The sequence below is a fragment of the Oceanisphaera pacifica genome (genome assembly GCF_017498065.1).
Classification (GTDB): domain Bacteria; phylum Pseudomonadota; class Gammaproteobacteria; order Enterobacterales; family Aeromonadaceae; genus Oceanimonas; species Oceanimonas pacifica.
Map to the genome: position 1 here is coordinate 1 of NZ_JAGDFX010000017.1, position 16388 is coordinate 16388.

Below are 16388 nucleotides of genomic sequence, written 5' to 3' on the forward strand. Positions count from 1 at the left end.
GGGTAATACCCGAAACTGGGAAGTGACGGGAGCTGTCTCGCTCAATCCCTGTAAACTCGAGGAAATGGAGCGAAATAAAATGGCTGCTTAGACAGTCTTATTTGGACAACTGGGTTGAGTCTCGCTCAATCCCTGTAAACTCGAGGAAATGGAGCGAAATAAAATGGCTGCTTAGACAGTCTTATTTGGACAACTGGGTTGAAAATCACCGATCCTCTGGAGTTTTTCAGGGAGCAAATGGTCGTCTGACAATCCGGTTCTACTTTTTTCTGGGTTGGGAAAATAGTCTTCAAAAGTTACGTAATCTGCTTCCCAGCCTGTCGGCCCAGCGACATGCTCCATATCCTCCGAATTCATGTGTGACTGGCGAAACATTATCGTTTCGCATCCCTGACACTGGATAATTTGGTACTCGTTGTCCCACCCGTAAATCAGTGTCTCTTCGGTCTCCTCTCGCCCTGACAGATCGATGCTCGCCAGCACTTTGTGTTTGGTGCTTCTTTTGCACTCACCGCAAGGAGCATCAACGATATTGTTCAAGGTTTTGTCTTTTTCTAATGTGACTCTGGGCATGAACTGATCCTTGTATAACAGCTAATTAAGCGACAAATGACATCTATGCAGAATGCGCTTATTTTTTGCCAAACATAGACACCCTCATTAAAAAACCAATATTATCAACACCTTACAGCCAAACAAAAGTGGCACATCGATAATTAAGCGACAACTGTCGTTTTTTGCGAAAAATGGTCGTTCGCTTATTTATTTTTATCCACATCAACTATTTCATACTTTTCAGTACTTTATAAGCCTTTAAGCTACAAAATTACGGAGTTTTACGACAACTGTCGTATAACTCCATTTTCGTTAGGCAATGGCGGTAATATCAGCCTGCTCACAGATAAACGCACTGGGGATGAGTTTTCTTGTAAGGTGTTACACAGTAAGATGTTTTTTATTAATCTAATAGTTAACTGACGCTGTAACGCTGCCTAACGGGCTGGATAAGAAAGGGATATGTGATGAAGAAGCTGGCCAAATTCCTACTGGTGTTGGTGCTGGTACTGTTACTGGCCGGCTGGCTGTTGCTGAGTGTATTTGATGCTAACCAGCTAAAAAAGCCGGTATTGGGCTGGCTAAACGAACACGCTGAGCTCGACCTAACAGTCGGCAACCTAGAGTTTAATCCGCTGCACCCTTATACCTTGCTGGCGGAAGATGTGCAGTTAGGTGATTGGTTTAGCGCGGGGCAGGTATATGTGCAGTTGGCGCATTTTTCGCCGCTGTCTAATAACACCCGCATTGCCGCGCTTGATGTTATTGATGCCCAGTTACAGCTCGATAAGGCCGGTGATATTGCACTGCCGAGTAATTTAGCCAATATTCGTATCGATGAATTTACCAGCAAAAACCTAAGCGTTAGCTGGCAAGATTGGCAGGCAAAAGGGGCAGATGTCACCTTAACAAATTGGCAGCCTCGCCTTGATAGCCATTGGCAATGGTGGTCAGACACACAAATAAAGGGCCAGTTACGTCAACTCACGCATCCTCACTTTGCCATGGCACAAATGAGCTTTCATGGTCAGGTAGCCGATCAGCAGTTACAGCTGGCACGGATACAAAGCCGTTTGTTTGATGGGCTATTGGATGCGGCGTTAACGCTGGATGCTCAACAACAAGCACTGACCTTAACCGATGCCTCTTTTAGCCGTAATCGGCTGCAGCTTGAGCAGTTACCGCTCTGGGGTTCTCATTGGCGTGTGCAGCTTAATCGCGCAACATTTTCTGATATTAGTATTACCAGCCCACAGTTAACGAGTAATGGCATTAACGGTGAGCTTCGTTATCTTGAGTGGCAAGCTGGCGGTTTGCCTGAAGCTCGGGGGCACTGGCAAGCTGATGAAGCCGTACTCGATTGGTTACGCCTAGGCAAGCACCAAGGCGAGCTACTCAGTAGCCGCAATAAATTGGGGTTAAGCTTAACGGGGCAAGCTTATGAGGGCACCTTTAACAGCGAGCTAAGTTGGACTCCGGCACAAGCACGCTTAGACATAGACTCGCTGCAACTGGCAGATAATAAGCTGATTTGGCAGCCTGAGCTATATTGGCCCAGCCCAGATGTGCGCTTGCATAAGTTAAATGCCAGCCAAGTTGAGTTGTTATCGTTAGATGCTGAGTTACCACTGTCTATTTTAGGCGCCAATGTATTTGTAACCGACTTGGCTCGCTCTGCTGGGCAGTGGCGTCCGTTAAGTGAGCAAGCCCGATTAGAGGCCAGCTGGAATGAAGTAGCGTTTAACAGCATAGTGGCGCGTCACGGGCACACCAAAGCACGCTTAGATGATACCCAATTGACGGTTGAGCAGCTAACCACTGAGATATTAGAAGGTAAGCTGTCGATGCAAGGAGAGATCAGCCGTTATGCGCCTTATGTGGGGCAATTACAGCTGGCAGCACAAGCGCTAGATATACGGCCGCTGTATCGTTGGCAACAAGGTGAGCATGAGTTTTCTGGCATGATCGATCTTAATGGCAACTTACAGGGTGCATTAGCACAAACTGAAACCTGGCAGGGGCAGCTGGCAATAACAGGCCAAGATGTGTTTATTGAAAAAGTAGGGCTAGATAGCTGGCTTAAGGCGCGATTAGCCGAAGATTATCGACAAGTGCGCCAAGTAGACCCCGCACTCGCCGCATTAGATTTAAACCAAGGCGATGCCTTTATTTATCAGATGCAACTGGCAGGCCCCATCAACCAAGGCCGTTGGCAGTTAGATGGCAGCGCACTACAAAGTGTTCGCCACTTATTGGCCTTGCGCGGTCAGTTAGACTTTGCCGGTGCTTGGCAGCTGGAGCTCGGCGCCATTAACGACAGTGGTTGTAGAGAGTTGGCCATTGCGCTAACCAAAACATGGCGCGCGCCGCAGCTTAGCCTGCATCAACCCAAACTCGCTACCCCTTGCACGCCTTGGTATCGCGGTGACATCCCCTACCCTAAGGCAGGTTTGTCTGGCCCGCTTATTGATGCAGTACGAAAACTTAACTCCACTCACCCCTAGGCTAGTGGGGCATAATAACGTAGCGACCGTTGAAAACGGCGGCTTTTTGCTCACCGCTGTACAGGGTTACTTGTAAGTCAATGCGTACCCGCTTACCGAGCTGCAAAGGCAGTAGTTGCTCTCGTAATCGGCCCTGCACTTCGGCGTTGGGTTCATCCCAAATGGGAGTTAAGTATTTAATATCGCCTTGGCCCTGCACTATGTCGCCAGTTAACCCAAATTCTTGCATTTGTAACCAAATTAGTCCCCAACCCGTTAATACACATTGGCTATAAATGCTGCCGGCAAACATAGACTCATGCAAATTAAGGTTGGCTGTAAGGTTGGCTTTGGTTTTAAAACGACTGCCAGTGTATTGAATAATGCGAATGCCCATTTTCTCGCTAATAGGAATACGCCTATGCCACTGGCTTTGTAGCTCGTCACACAGCTCTGAACAGTGGCGAATTTGATGAATAGAGGTAAGGGCTTTAATCATTTGCCGGTGGGGTATTTTACCAAAACTAATCGGCCCCTCGCCCACCACAGTAAAACCACAACGGCTGTAAAATGCTACCGCTTCTTCACGGGCATTCATCACCAAGCGGCGGGCACTTTGCTGGCGTGCAACCTGCTCTAATGCTTGCACCATACGCGTACCTAAGCCTAAATCTCGGCACTCTGGCACCACGGCCATAAAACGAATTTGCGCTTCATCGCCGCTCATATACAGGCGCCCTACCGCCACTAGTTTATTTGAGCTATCCACCATCATACGATGATGGGCATACTCATCAAATTCATCTCGCTCAGATCCCTCGGGCTGTTGCCAAGGCTTGCGTAGTAGCTGCCAGCGTAGATGATAATAAGACTTTAGCTCCGCGTCCGTTTGCGGGGTTACCACGCGATACATGGCCTGCTCCTAATAATTTGGTAAAGGTAAACCAAGCGGATAAAGAGCAAACTCCCTTACGCCTGCAACCAAAAAGTGACGGGGCCGTCGTTGACTAAGCTCACTTGCATATCTGCAGCAAAGCGACCCGTTGCGGTAGTAATGCCTGACGCTTGGGCTGCGCTTACAAAGTAGTCATACCAAGTTTCAGCCTCAGCAGGAGAGCCTGCGCTAGAAAAGCTGGGCCGCAAGCCGCTGTTGGTATCGGCGGCCAACGTAAACTGCGACACCACCAATAAACTGCCACCCACTTGTTGCACATTCAGGTTCATTTTATCGGCATCATCTGCAAACACCCGATAGCCCAATACTTTACGCAATAGCTTATCAGCATTGTCTTTGGTGTCATTACGCTCAACGCCCAAAAAGACTAATAAACCTGGGCCAATGGCCCCTACCGTGTCTGCGCCAACCACAACCGATGCCGAACTCACACGTTGAATTAGTGCAATCATAACTGAGCTAACTCCTTGGCCATGTGATCGGTAACTTTCACTAGGGCATCTATCATAGGGGGTTCAAAGGCTGAGTGCCCAGCACCGGGCACAATATGTAGCGTTAACTCCGGCCAATGGGCCGCCAGCTCGGTGGCCGCAGCCGGCTTACAAATGGCATCGTAGCGCCCGTGCACTAATACAGCGGGTATGTTGCGCAGTGCGTTTATCTGGCGAATAATGTGATTCTCTTCAATAAAGCACTGATGAATAAAGTAATGGCTTTCAATTCTTGCTAGGGCTAATGCCCCATGTACTTCGCCATAATATTCTTGCGCATCGGCCCTTGGCAATAAGGTAGAAATACGTCCCTCCCAAATCGCCCACGCACGCGCAGCATTAAGTCGCGCCAGCTCGTTGCTACTGGTAAGCAGGCGATAATAATGACTGAGCAAGTGACGCGTATCGCCTTCTAGTGGCGCAATAAAGTCTTGATAATAATCGGGGAATAATTGCGCCGCACCACCATCGGGCTGATATAACCAGCGCAAGTCTTGCTGACGCGCTAAGAAAAGCCCACGCAGTACTAATGCGCGCACTCGCTCGGCATGTTCAATGGCGTAACACAGTGCCAAGGTAGAGCCCCAAGAGCCGCCAAACACGAGCCAAGACTCAACGCCTAATAGCTCACGGATCTGCTCAATATCAGCAATTAAGGCCTGGGTATGGTTATCAGCTAAGTCAGCATGGGGCTTAGATTGCCCCGCACCGCGCTGATCAAACAAAATAATACGATAGCTTTCTGGATCAAAAAACCGACGATGCTGCTCACTAATGCCTGCTCCTGGCCCGCCATGGAGCACTATCACCGGAATACCCAAGGGGTTACCACACTCTTCTATATACAACTGGTGGCGATCACTGACCGTCAGCCAATGCTGATTATAATAACCAATGCTGGGATATAAGGTGCGCATTAGCTTATCTCCTCTTCGGCATCGGGGTTAACGTCTTCAAAGCGTTTGCCTCTTAGGCTTTCGTACTCCCCTAAACCAGCGGTAATTTCAGCCCCTAATAAGGCCACCATCCAGCTTAAATATACCCACACAAAAATGATAGGTATGGTGGCCAAGGTACCGTAAATCGCCTCGTACGAGGGAAACTTCACAATGTAAAAGGCAAAGCCTCGCTTAGCGATTTCAAAAAGTAAGCCTGCCACTAAGGCGCCACAAACTGCGTGACTAAACTTCACGCGGGTATTCGGCACTACCATGTAAAACGCAATAAACATTATGGTAGATAAAATAAAAGGGAACAAAGATAACAAATGCCCCCCTAGCCCCAATACGTCATTCTCAAACAACCGTATACTGGTAACGTAAGAGGTAATTGCCAAACTTGCACCCACCAAAATAGGCCCTAAGGTCAATATCATCCAATAGGTTGCAAAGGCCACCGATACTCGCCGCTTTTGGCTCACTCGCCAAATATAATTAAAGTTTTGATCAATCGCAGAGATTAATAACATGGCGGTAAACGCCAGCGCCACTACCCCCACCGCCGTGGTTTTAGAGGCATTATCCACAAAGCTCTGAATTTTAGTTTGCACCACATCGCCTGCCGCCGGCACAAAATTGGTAAACACAAACTGTTGAATGGTGTCTCTTAGCTCGGCAAACATCGGAAACGCCGACATCATGGCAAAAATAACGGCCAGCATGGGTACTAAAGACAGCAAGGTGATATAGGCTAAATAACCTGCGGTTATTTTTAGCCGATCATCTTTTACACGCTGTAACAAAAAACGTGAAAAGCTCCCACCATGCTCCCGTATGAAATACAGCCGATGAGTAAGCTGTGCAAGTATCTGCTTCATAACGCTCTCTTTTTTATCCCTAAATATTATCATTGTGGCAAATTACCCCACCACAGCGCCAGTCGGATATCACTTACCCTGCAACTTGCCTCACAAAGATATAAAAAAGGGTGCCCTTAGGCACCCTTTTTAGCAAATGTCAGTCGCAATTAACTGCGACCGGCACGCTTACGTTCGTTTTCAGTTAAGTGACGCTTACGAATACGCAAGAATTGTGGCGTAACTTCTACCAACTCGTCATCATCAATAAACTCTAACGCTTGCTCTAGTGTCATCTTGATCGGTGGCACTAAGGTTAGGGCTTCATCGGTACCAGAAGCACGTACGTTGGTTAACTGCTTACCTTTAATACAGTTAACGGTCAGGTCGTTGGCGCGGCTATGAATACCAATCACCATGCCTTCGTACACTTCGGTGGCGTGATCAATAAACAGGCGGCCACGGTCTTGCATATTAAACAGTGAGTAAGCCGATGCTTTACCTTTACTGTTAGAAATTAATACGCCGTTAGTACGAGAGCCAATTTCACCGCCTTTATGTGGACCATAATGGTCGAAGCTGTGGTTCATTAAACCAGAGCCTGAGGTCAGCGTCATAAACTCGGTTTGAAAACCAATAAGACCACGAGCAGGAATGATAAAGTCGATGCGAACACGGCCTTTACCATCGGGAACCATATCGGTCATTTCACCTTTACGCTCGCCCAACTTCTCCATAATGGAGCCTTGGCTTTCTTCTTCAATATCAACCGTTAAGGTCTCAAAAGGTTCTAGCTTAACGCCATTTTCTTCTTTTAAGATAACTTCTGGGCGAGATACTGCCAGCTCGAAGCCTTCACGGCGCATGTTTTCAATCAAAATGCCTAGGTGTAATTCACCACGGCCAGATACACGGAACTTATCGGGATCTGAACCTTGCTCAACGCGCAATGCTACGTTGTGCACCAGCTCAGAGTTTAAGCGCTCCATGATATTACGAGAGGTTACATACTTGCCGTCTAGACCAGCAAAAGGTGAGTTGTTCACCTGAAAGGTCATGGTTACGGTAGGCTCATCAACCGACAACGGTGGCAAGGCTTCTACTTCACCTTGAGCACAAACAGTGTCAGAGATTTTTAGCTCACCTAAACCAGTAATAGCCACAATGTCACCGGCAGAGCCTTCACCTGAATCGGTACGCTCCAGCCCTAAGTAACCCATTACTTGGCCTACTTTACCGTTACGAGTACTACCATCAGCCCCAATCACAGTCACTTGCTGGTTGGTTTTAACGGTACCGCGCTTAATACGACCAATACCAATAACGCCAACATAAGAAGAGTAGTCTAATTGAGAAATCTGCATTTGCAGTGAACCATTAGGATCGGCATCCGGTACTGGCACTTGCTCAACGATGGTTTTAAATAAGGTGGTCATATCTGGTTCAGGTGCATCAACGTCAAGCGTTGCCCAACCGTTAATGCCAGAAGCATAAATAACTTGGAAGTCTAACTGGTCGTCAGTTGCACCTAAGTTATCAAACAAATCAAACACTTGGTCTAGTACCCAGTCTGGACGAGCACCAGGCTTGTCTACTTTGTTGATAACAACAATCGGCTTTAGGCCTTGAGCAAAAGCTTTTTGGGTTACAAAGCGCGTTTGTGGCATCGGGCCTTCTTGGGCATCAACCAGCAATAATACTGAGTCGACCATAGACATAACACGTTCCACTTCACCACCAAAGTCGGCGTGTCCTGGGGTGTCTACTATGTTGATGCGGTATTCTTGATTTTCAGGGGACGTCCAGCGGATAGCGGTGTTTTTGGCAAGAATGGTAATGCCGCGCTCCCGCTCTATGTCGTTGGAGTCCATGACTCTGTCTTCCGCTTCGCCGCGGCTTTCTAGCGTACCAGACTGCTGCAGCAGCTTGTCTACCAAGGTGGTTTTACCATGGTCAACGTGAGCGATGATTGCGATATTACGTAGGTTATCTAACATTCCTGCCTCAAAATACTGGGGGTGGATAATAAATCGTCGGCTATTTTACTCGCCTAGCACGGATCTACCTAGAAGTATCGAAAATAACTGCAAGCGAGCTTTTCAAGTGCCGCCGAATGCACCATGATAACTGGGTATAACAACTCAATACTTCTAGCATGGACTGGCGAACTTAATGCGTACCCAAAACGGCTTGGTGTTTCAAAAATCAAACTGAATGTCATGCGCGCCAGCATTTAACAATGTGACAGAGATTTCGCTTTGTTGTGGTTATTTTCTAATTTGTGCTTTAAATTTCGTGTAGTTTTATCGCTGGCAACTGATGGGGCGCTTGTTCCAACCCCTCATCAAACCATAAAATGATTATTTTTGGAGGTCGAAATCCATGTCAATAGACAACGTAATGGACATGATAAAGGAATATGAGGTCAAATTCATCGATCTGCGCTTTACCGATATAAAAGGTAAAGAGCAGCACATCAGTTTTCCTGCAGGTCAGGTCGATGAAGACTTCTTTGAAGAAGGCAAAATGTTCGACGGCTCGTCCATGACCGCCTGGAAAACCATTCATGAGTCCGACATGGTATTAATGCCCGACCCAAGCAGCGCCGTGCTAGATCCCTTTACTGAAGATGTCACCTTAAATATTCGCTGCGACATTCTAGAACCCAACACTATGCAGGGCTACGACCGTGACCCACGTTCAATTGCTCGCCGCTCAGAAGAATACCTAGTGGCCAGTGGTATTGCCGATAGTGTGCTAATTGGCCCAGAGCCCGAATTCTTTTTATTCGACGATGTACGTTTTCATACCGATATGTCGGGTAGTTTCTTTAAAATTGATGACATAGAAGCTAAATGGAACTCAGGCCGAGAGTATGAAGGTGGCAACAAAGGTCACAGACCCGGCGTAAAAGGCGGTTACTTCCCGGTAGCGCCTACCGATTCATCACAAGATATTCGTGCCGCCATGTGCTTGGTGATGGAAGAAATGGGCTTAGTGGTTGAAGCGCATCACCATGAAGTGGCCACCGCAGGTCAAAATGAAATTGCCTGTAAGTTTAATACACTAACCTTAAAAGCCGATGAAATTCAGGTGTATAAGTATGTGGTGCATAACGTTGCCCATGCCTTTGATAAAACCGCTACCTTTATGCCTAAGCCATTAGTGGGCGATAATGGCTCGGGTATGCACGTACATCAGTCGTTAGTTAAAAATGGCGAAAACTTATTTGCCGGTGACTTATATGGCGGTTTGTCTGAAATGGCGCTGTTCTACATTGGCGGTATTATCAAGCATGCTCGCGCACTTAATGCCATTACCAACCCTTCAACTAACTCCTATAAGCGTTTGGTACCCGGCTTTGAAGCGCCAGTGATGTTGGCTTACTCAGCCCGTAACCGCTCGGCGTCTATTCGTATTCCTTTGGTGAGCTCTCCTAAAGCGCGCCGTATTGAAACGCGCTTCCCTGATCCAGCCGCTAACCCTTATTTGTGTTTTGCCGCCCTACTGATGGCTGGCTTAGATGGTATTCAAAATAAAATCCACCCTGGCGATGCCATGGATAAGGATTTATACGACTTGCCAGCAGAGGAAGCCGCCGAAATTCCAACGGTCGCCGTGTCGTTAGATAATGCGTTGGATTGTTTAGATGCCGATCGCGAGTTTTTAACTCGTGGTGGGGTGTTTAGTGACGAGTTTATTGATGCCTTTATCAAGTATAAGCGTGCAGAAGCCGAAACCATTAATATGGCGACTCACCCGCTAGAGTACGATCTTTACTACTCGATTTAAGCTTATAATAGAGCTGTAAGCCGTCAGCTATCAGCTATCAGCTATCAGCTATCAGCGGTCAGTTAAACAAACCCCGAGCCTGTAAGCTCGGGGTTTTTCTTTGTACGGTGCCTGTTCATTAGCTCAGTATTTGGTGGCGCGTTGAGGGAAACAGATTCAATATTTTGTGCACTAAGTACACACAGCACAAAGTGAGCAAAATGGCGATGGTCATCGAGCTAATGCGATATAAAGCGCTGTACACCAAGTCATGCTCTGGCGACACATATTGCCCAAATAAAATCCCCACAGTGGTTAAACCTGCAAAACCTATGCCCGGCATTCCCTCTTTAACATGCCAGCGGGCAAACACCATCACACATAACCAAAACGACAGCGTGAGCAACAGCAAATTGTGGTAATAGCTGTATAAAAATAGCTGGGTCAACAAACCTAAGCCACAACCCAACAAGGTGCCAATGCAGCGCTGGCGGCCCGACTGTGACGCCCCCACAAAACTCATGGGAAATAATACCAATATAGTGGCTACTTGGGCCGAGAGTGAATCAACCAAGTCGACAGTTTGAAACACAATAAAACTTAACGTAGCGATAATGCCGCCCAATAAAGCCTGATGACGGATCACATTGGCACTTTTAGTTGGCAAGGCTCGTACCACGGGAGCCTCTTGGTTAGGCAAAAAAGTATAGACAATATATGCCAACGCCACCGATAGCAAAGAAGCAATAATATTCAGCGACGCCATTTCGGCCAAATCAAAGTGTGCATAACTCGAAAAGTGCAGCATAATACTCAAACTCACGCAGCCTGAAGCGCCAAATAACATCAAAGGGCCTTTGGCCATCAAGAAAAAACGCCCCAAAAATAGGAAAAATACCATGGCAATAAACGCAGGCGGCCAGTGATTGAGGATGCCTGGCAAAATCATAATCTCCAGTGACGTCAACAAAGAAGAGCCTATAAACTGCATGGCCACAAAGCGATTTAATATCGGCACCATGCCTAACAGCAGCATGGGATACACCGTAAAAAACACCCCAAAATTCCAGTTCATCACTTTAGCCGTTAGCAAACCGGCCGCACTGCCAAAGGCAATGCGCAAGCAGGTGCGCAGTTTATCGTGAGTTAATTCCATACCGACCCTCGCTGAGCGCTTAATATAAATAGCGTAATACGCTAATTACCCGCGACTGCATGGCAGCTAAACCATAAAAAATGGGGTTATCAATAGGGTAGAGTTGCACTGTTGCCTTAGCCCCCGTAGCCAACGGTGGCCAGTCTTCGTCTAGTGCAATATGAGTACGCAAACGCTGTGCATCTCGCACCCAGCGATCTGAGCTAACGGGCTGGGCTAATAAACCGTCTGCGGCTTGCTGCCCCTCTCGTACCCCACTGTCGATACTGGTGACATGCCCAGCAAACACCTGGCCAGGCAAGGCATCAAACACAATATCAACCGGTGTTCCTGCTGCTACATGGCGCAGGCTTTTCTCACGAAAGTCGGCACTCACCCAAGCTTGATCAGAAATTAACGCCATTAACGGCTGACCGGCATTGGCGTGTTGCCCTTGGCGCAATTGCAAGTTACCAATACGACCATTGCTTTCGGCATACACTTGGGTGCGCGCCAACGCAAGCTGTGCCTGATCTAACGCCACTTGTGCCTCTTCTACACTAATGCCCGCGGCTAATACGCTTTGCTCTACTTCTTGGTTTTTCGCTTTGCTTACGGCATTGGCTTCGCGTGCCAAACTAACCTTGGTATTCGCCTGTTCTAATTGTTGCAAAGACATATGCCCTTGACGGTGTAAGCGCGCAATACGGGCCGCTTCTCGTGCTTGCTCATCGGCTTGCAAGGCAGTTTGGTGAGACTCAGCTTTAACTTCAGCTAATGCCGATAAGGCTTTTTGCTGCTCAGTCTTAGCGTGAGAAAGCGCAAGCTCACTACGCTTAACCGCCAACACATAATCGCTATCATCCAACTCAAACAAGCGCTGCCCAACCGTTACCTGTTGATTATTAGTGACATCAACCTTACTGACTTGCCCCGAGACACGAGCAGACACCGGTACCACATAACGTTGTATGCGTGCCTCTGGCGTCATTGGCATGTAGTTATCGGCCATCACAAAATAGATAAACAGCACAAAAAAGATGCTAAGCGCAATTTTTACCCAACGGCTAAAGCTTTGTTCTGGTGTCATTGTTACCTCAAAAGGGAGCCATTATTTATGTTCACACAAACGGTGTAAGTTGTGGCTAATATGCTCAGCAACTCGATTAAACTCAGCAATTTCCTGCTCGCTCAGCCCTGCTAATACTGCTGAGCGAGTGTCATCTAACACGGCATCCATGTCGGCCATAAGCGGGGCAGCCTTAGGGGTTAGATACACCCTTTTACCACGTCTGTCTTGCGGACAAGGCCGACGCTCAACTAAGCCCAATTGCTCTAGTCCATCTAGCGTGCGCACCAAAGAAGGGCTTTCTACGCCCACCATGCGTGCCAATTGGTGTTGCTGCATGCCATCTTGGTATTTTAGATGACTTAAGGTGACCCAGCGGCTTTGCGTTAACCCTAATGGCTGAAGGCGCTCATCGTTAACCCAACGCCAATGTCGAACCAGATAGGATAAAGTCATGCCTAAGGTTTTCATTATCACCTCTTAAATTGGTTAGCATGCTAATTATATTCTTGCTAACTACCTCACACAATCATTAATTCACACACCAGCCAACATTTGTAACAATAAGTGCTAACCAGAAACTGACCGCACATAGGGTTAATCAGGAGCACACCATAATGATAGACGCTAGGTTACCGGTATTAGATTTACACCGTCATTTAGACGGTAATATTCGTCCTGCCACCATATTAGATCTAGGTCAGCAGTTTAATATGGTGCTGCCAGCCAACAATGTGCAGGCATTGCGCCCTTATGTGCAGGTGCAAGATAATGCTCCCGATTTGGTCTCGTTTCTTGCCAAGTTAGACTGGGGGGTCAAGGTGCTGGGCAGTTATGACGCTTGCCGGCGGGTGGCCTATGAAAACGTTGAAGATCTATATTTAGCCGGCATCGACTATGCAGAGCTGCGCTTTAGCCCCGGCTATATGGCTATGAACCACCAGCTTGATCCTCAAGGTGTGGTAGAGGCGGTATTAGATGGCGTGGCGGCGGGCAGTCGCGATTTTCACATCCCTACCAAGCTTATTGGTATTATGAGCCGCACCGTTGGTCAACAAGCCTGCGAGCAAGAACTGGCCGCCTGTTTGGCCTATAAAGATAGATTGGTGGCCATGGACTTAGCCGGTGATGAGTTAGGTTTTCCGGGGGATTTATTTACCGAGCATTTTAAACGCGTGCGCGATGCGGGTTTGCAAATTACCGTGCACGCCGGCGAAGCTGCTGGCAGTGCCAGTATATGGCAGGCCATTCAAGCGCTGGGAGCCGAGCGCATTGGTCATGGGGTTAATGCGGTGCAAGATGCTGCGTTATTGGATTATATCGGTGAGCATAATATTGGTATTGAGTCTTGCCTTACCTCCAATATACAAACCAGTACCGTGGCTAAGTTAAGCGAGCACCCTATTCACACCTTTTTAGCTCAGGATATTCGCGTTTGCCTGAATACCGACGACCCCGCAGTACAAGGCATAGAGTTACGCCACGAATATAATAATGCAGCCAAAGCGGCCGGATTAACCCCCGCCCACACTCGCCGCTGCCAAGAAAACGCCCTCGCCATGGCATTTATGAGTGAAGAAGAAAAGAAGACTTTAAAAACAGCGCCGAGCACCTAGCACCTAGCTACCCCAAACAAAAATACCGAGCACTAGGCTCGGTATTTTTCTGACCGCTGATAGCTGATAGCTATGTTTTAAATTACTCTCGAGAATTGACGGATGCGGGTTTCGCGGCGTAGGTGCACATCAAAACACATGCAAATATTGCGAATAAGCAGTTCGCCTTTTAGCGTCACTTTAATGCCAGTGTCGCTGATAGTAACCAGTTCATCGTCGATAAAGGTTTGTAGTAGCTTAAGATCTTCAGCAAAGTAATCCGCAAAATTAATCTTATATTCCGCTTCAAGTGGAGCGAACTCCAGCTCAAAGTTACAAATTAAGGTCTTAATTAAATCGCGGCGCAAGCAGTCATCTGTGTTTAAGGCATAACCTACCGTTTGCGCATGGCCCAAGCTATCTAGCTGAGCGTAATATTCTTTTAAATCTTTTTTGTTCTGCGAGTAAGCATCGCCAATCATACTAATTGAAGACACCCCAAGGCCCAGTAAGTCACACTCCCCCTGAGTGGTATAACCTTGGAAGTTACGGTGCAACTTGCCCTCGTTTTGCGCTATGGCCAAGCTGTCGTCAGGCAAAGCAAAATGATCCATACCAATAAACTGATAACCTTGCTCAGTTAAAAAGTTAATACTTTGCTCTAGCATCAAGAGTTTATTGGCAGGGCTGGCCATATCCGCTTCGTTTAGCTTACGCTGCGCTGCAAATCGGTTCGGCAGATGTGCATAGTTAAATACCGAGAGCCGCGCCGGCTTTAATGCCACTATTTCTTTTAAGGTATGCTGAAAACTCTCGGGGGTTTGCAAGGGCAAGCCATAAATTAAGTCGAGATTAGTAGAGCGAAAGCCAAGCGCTGCGGCATGAGTGACTAAAGTTTTAATAAAGTCATTGTCTTGCTCGCGGTTTACCATCTGCTGCACGGCTTTATTAAAGTCTTGTACACCTAAGCTAATACGATTAAAGCCGACCTCTTTCAACACATCTAAGATGTTTAGCTCAATTTTTCTGGGGTCGATTTCTATACTGTATTCGCCTGGCTCGGCAAAATGAAAATGCTCGCGCAATAAATTATTTAGGCGGCGAATTTGTGGTTCGGTCAAAAAGGTAGGGGTGCCGCCGCCCCAGTGCAACTGAGTAACGGTACGCCCGGCAAACAAGGGAGCGAGGCGCTTAATTTCTTGCTCTAGATAATCAAGATATAAGTCGGCTTTACTTTGATGGCGGGTGATCACCTTGTTACAACCGCAGTAATAACACAGCTTATGACAAAACGGGATATGCACATATAACGACAAAGGCCGCTCGGGGTAGCGGGCGGCGGCAGCTTCAAGTTCGGTCATGCCAAAAGAGTCGTTAAACTCCATTGCCGTGGGGTAAGACGTATAACGAGGTCCCGAGTAATTATACTTCTCGATAATTGCCTGATCCCATACTATTTTTGCTGACATGACCTCTCCTCGGCTTAGCGAGTGGGCAGTTCTAAGCTTGCCAGTCGCGTCACCTCTGTTTTAATTTGTGCTTCAAGTTCGTGTTCAAAACCCGCTCGCTGCAAATCCATACGCATAATTTGGTTGCGTTTATATTGCTTGCGCGCTTCGTGGGTTGGCATATCTTTAACCTTGTCATACAGGTCATAGACACCTGGGTAGTCAATGGCAAAGTCTTTTGGCTCAGCAAACTGCAAGGCATTTAACAGGTTAGTTAAGCGAATCGCACCTTCAGAAAAATTACACTGGTCTTGGCTCATGGCCAAAGCAATGGTGTGAATACTGTCTAAAATGCGTAAATTACGCTTATCAATCGCCTGCTGCTGATACTGATTTTGCAGTTTTAACCGTGCAAGTAATTTGCCAGCATAAACCGCCAGCCCTACGATAATAAGGCCGCCCGCTAGGGCCGCCATTAACCAAGGAGAGATCATGACTTATCTTCCTTATCGTCATATTGCGCAGGATCAAGTTCTGCATCCATAAAGCGCGTCCATAAATCGTCGCCGTCAACCGCTTCTTCATCATCTGCTTCTAATAAACCCAGTTGTTCTAGTAGCTGTTGATGACGTGCCAAGGTGCTATCTAGCCAGCTGGCGTCGGCTTTATTAAGCTTAGTGCCGGCATCGACTTTATCGAGTAAGTTATTGAGGCGCTCATTGTTTTCTAACTGCTCCAGCTCTTGTTCGGCCGTTAACTCACTTGATGCTTGAGCACGCTCGCTGGCCACTTGTTCCGTCAGCTGCTTTTTAGTCGGCTTAGGGGGCTTTTCAGCGTGAGACGCAGGGGAGCTAGGCGTAAGCGCCACCGGTTTTTTTGAGCCTAAACGCGGATCTTTATTAGCTTTATTACCACCTTGCTTAGTGGTGTGCTCGGCTACATTTTGTCTTGAGCCAGGTGCTAGCCCATTGCGCTTTGCTTTGCGTTTACGCTCTTTAATTTGCTCAGCTGTTTCCCGTTTCTTGTTTTGAGTTCCAGCTTGCCCCGGGCTGCGGGTCTTTTTTATACGTGTCATTGTGACTCCGGTATAT

General features: G+C 47.5%; 15 protein-coding genes. 3 read left to right on the forward strand and 12 right to left on the reverse strand.

Annotated elements, in window-relative coordinates:
* Positions 1-171: 171 nt before the first annotated feature.
* Positions 172-573: a hypothetical protein gene (locus J3U76_RS12840; protein WP_208006376.1), complete on the reverse strand. Its 402-nt coding sequence runs from the start codon at positions 571-573 to the stop codon at positions 172-174.
* A 449-nt stretch (positions 574-1022) separates the two neighbouring features.
* Between J3U76_RS12840 and J3U76_RS12845 the strand changes: the two genes are divergently transcribed.
* Positions 1023-3059 (forward strand): AsmA family protein, encoded by a 2037-nt coding sequence (locus tag J3U76_RS12845; protein WP_208006377.1) that lies wholly within the window; start codon positions 1023-1025, stop codon positions 3057-3059.
* Between the two features lies 1 nt (position 3060).
* Here the strand turns inward: J3U76_RS12845 and J3U76_RS12850 are convergent, their stop codons facing one another.
* From J3U76_RS12850 to typA, 5 genes are all read right to left on the reverse strand, one after another.
* On the reverse strand, positions 3061-3951 hold the full coding sequence (locus J3U76_RS12850; protein WP_208006378.1) for a bifunctional GNAT family N-acetyltransferase/hotdog fold thioesterase: 891 nt from the start codon (positions 3949-3951) through the stop codon (positions 3061-3063).
* A 56-nt stretch (positions 3952-4007) separates the two neighbouring features.
* On the reverse strand, positions 4008-4445 hold the full coding sequence (gene dtd, locus J3U76_RS12855) for a D-aminoacyl-tRNA deacylase (protein ID WP_208006379.1): 438 nt from the start codon (positions 4443-4445) through the stop codon (positions 4008-4010).
* Positions 4442-5401 carry a prolyl aminopeptidase gene (gene pip / locus J3U76_RS12860; RefSeq protein ID WP_208006380.1) on the reverse strand — a complete coding sequence of 320 codons (960 nt, stop codon included), beginning with the start codon at positions 5399-5401 and terminating at the stop codon, positions 4442-4444. Before pip ends, dtd begins: the two co-directional genes overlap by 4 nt.
* Positions 5401-6300 carry a virulence factor BrkB family protein gene (locus J3U76_RS12865; protein ID WP_208006381.1) on the reverse strand — a complete coding sequence of 300 codons (900 nt, stop codon included), beginning with the start codon at positions 6298-6300 and terminating at the stop codon, positions 5401-5403. Before J3U76_RS12865 ends, pip begins: the two co-directional genes overlap by 1 nt.
* 149 nt (positions 6301-6449) lie before the next feature.
* Complete coding sequence (typA, locus tag J3U76_RS12870; protein ID WP_208006382.1) at positions 6450-8276, reverse strand: translational GTPase TypA; 1827 nt, start codon at positions 8274-8276, stop codon at positions 6450-6452.
* Between the two features lie 385 nt (positions 8277-8661).
* Between typA and glnA the strand changes: the two genes are divergently transcribed.
* Positions 8662-10071, forward strand: a complete 1410-nt coding sequence (gene glnA, locus J3U76_RS12875; RefSeq protein WP_208006383.1) for a glutamate--ammonia ligase — start codon at positions 8662-8664, stop codon at positions 10069-10071.
* A 118-nt stretch (positions 10072-10189) separates the two neighbouring features.
* Here the strand turns inward: glnA and J3U76_RS12880 are convergent, their stop codons facing one another.
* From J3U76_RS12880 to slyA, 3 genes are read right to left on the reverse strand one after another with little or no spacing between them, the layout of a single operon-like run.
* Complete coding sequence (locus J3U76_RS12880; protein WP_208006384.1) at positions 10190-11206, reverse strand: DUF2955 domain-containing protein; 1017 nt, start codon at positions 11204-11206, stop codon at positions 10190-10192.
* 19 nt (positions 11207-11225) lie between these two features.
* A complete protein-coding gene (locus J3U76_RS12885; protein ID WP_208006385.1) occupies positions 11226-12275 on the reverse strand; it encodes an HlyD family secretion protein in 1050 nt (349 codons plus the stop codon).
* 21 nt (positions 12276-12296) lie between these two features.
* Positions 12297-12725: a transcriptional regulator SlyA gene (slyA, locus tag J3U76_RS12890; protein ID WP_208006386.1), complete on the reverse strand. Its 429-nt coding sequence runs from the start codon at positions 12723-12725 to the stop codon at positions 12297-12299.
* 146 nt (positions 12726-12871) lie between these two features.
* Here slyA and add point away from each other — a divergent pair, with 146 nt between their 5' ends.
* A complete protein-coding gene (gene add / locus J3U76_RS12895) occupies positions 12872-13870 on the forward strand; it encodes an adenosine deaminase (protein ID WP_208006387.1) in 999 nt (332 codons plus the stop codon).
* Positions 13871-13947: 77 nt separating this feature from the next.
* Here add and hemN read toward each other — a convergent pair whose 3' ends face one another.
* From hemN to yihI, 3 genes are read right to left on the reverse strand one after another with little or no spacing between them, the layout of a single operon-like run.
* On the reverse strand, positions 13948-15318 hold the full coding sequence (gene hemN / locus J3U76_RS12900) for an oxygen-independent coproporphyrinogen III oxidase (RefSeq protein ID WP_208006388.1): 1371 nt from the start codon (positions 15316-15318) through the stop codon (positions 13948-13950).
* Between the two features lie 14 nt (positions 15319-15332).
* Positions 15333-15791 (reverse strand): DUF2489 domain-containing protein, encoded by a 459-nt coding sequence (locus J3U76_RS12905; protein ID WP_208006389.1) that lies wholly within the window; start codon positions 15789-15791, stop codon positions 15333-15335.
* On the reverse strand, positions 15788-16372 hold the full coding sequence (yihI, locus tag J3U76_RS12910) for a Der GTPase-activating protein YihI (protein WP_208006390.1): 585 nt from the start codon (positions 16370-16372) through the stop codon (positions 15788-15790). The genes J3U76_RS12905 and yihI overlap by 4 nt, the downstream gene beginning before the upstream one ends.
* Positions 16373-16388 lie beyond the last annotated feature (16 nt).

Bases quoted from the DNA above. Each gene is read 5' to 3' on its own strand.
- J3U76_RS12840 (WP_208006376.1), bottom strand. From the start codon at position 573: ATGCCCAGAGTCACATTAGAAAAAGACAAAACCTTGAACAATATCGTT.
- J3U76_RS12845 (WP_208006377.1), top strand. From the start codon at position 1,023: ATGAAGAAGCTGGCCAAATTCCTACTGGTGTTGGTGCTGGTACTGTTA.
- J3U76_RS12850 (WP_208006378.1), bottom strand. From the start codon at position 3,951: ATGTATCGCGTGGTAACCCCGCAAACGGACGCGGAGCTAAAGTCTTAT.
- dtd (WP_208006379.1), bottom strand. From the start codon at position 4,445: ATGATTGCACTAATTCAACGTGTGAGTTCGGCATCGGTTGTGGTTGGC.
- pip (WP_208006380.1), bottom strand. From the start codon at position 5,401: ATGCGCACCTTATATCCCAGCATTGGTTATTATAATCAGCATTGGCTG.
- J3U76_RS12865 (WP_208006381.1), bottom strand. From the start codon at position 6,300: ATGAAGCAGATACTTGCACAGCTTACTCATCGGCTGTATTTCATACGG.
- typA (WP_208006382.1), bottom strand. From the start codon at position 8,276: ATGTTAGATAACCTACGTAATATCGCAATCATCGCTCACGTTGACCAT.
- glnA (WP_208006383.1), top strand. From the start codon at position 8,662: ATGTCAATAGACAACGTAATGGACATGATAAAGGAATATGAGGTCAAA.
- J3U76_RS12880 (WP_208006384.1), bottom strand. From the start codon at position 11,206: ATGGAATTAACTCACGATAAACTGCGCACCTGCTTGCGCATTGCCTTT.
- J3U76_RS12885 (WP_208006385.1), bottom strand. From the start codon at position 12,275: ATGACACCAGAACAAAGCTTTAGCCGTTGGGTAAAAATTGCGCTTAGC.
- slyA (WP_208006386.1), bottom strand. From the start codon at position 12,725: ATGAAAACCTTAGGCATGACTTTATCCTATCTGGTTCGACATTGGCGT.
- add (WP_208006387.1), top strand. From the start codon at position 12,872: ATGATAGACGCTAGGTTACCGGTATTAGATTTACACCGTCATTTAGAC.
- hemN (WP_208006388.1), bottom strand. From the start codon at position 15,318: ATGTCAGCAAAAATAGTATGGGATCAGGCAATTATCGAGAAGTATAAT.
- J3U76_RS12905 (WP_208006389.1), bottom strand. From the start codon at position 15,791: ATGATCTCTCCTTGGTTAATGGCGGCCCTAGCGGGCGGCCTTATTATC.
- yihI (WP_208006390.1), bottom strand. From the start codon at position 16,372: ATGACACGTATAAAAAAGACCCGCAGCCCGGGGCAAGCTGGAACTCAA.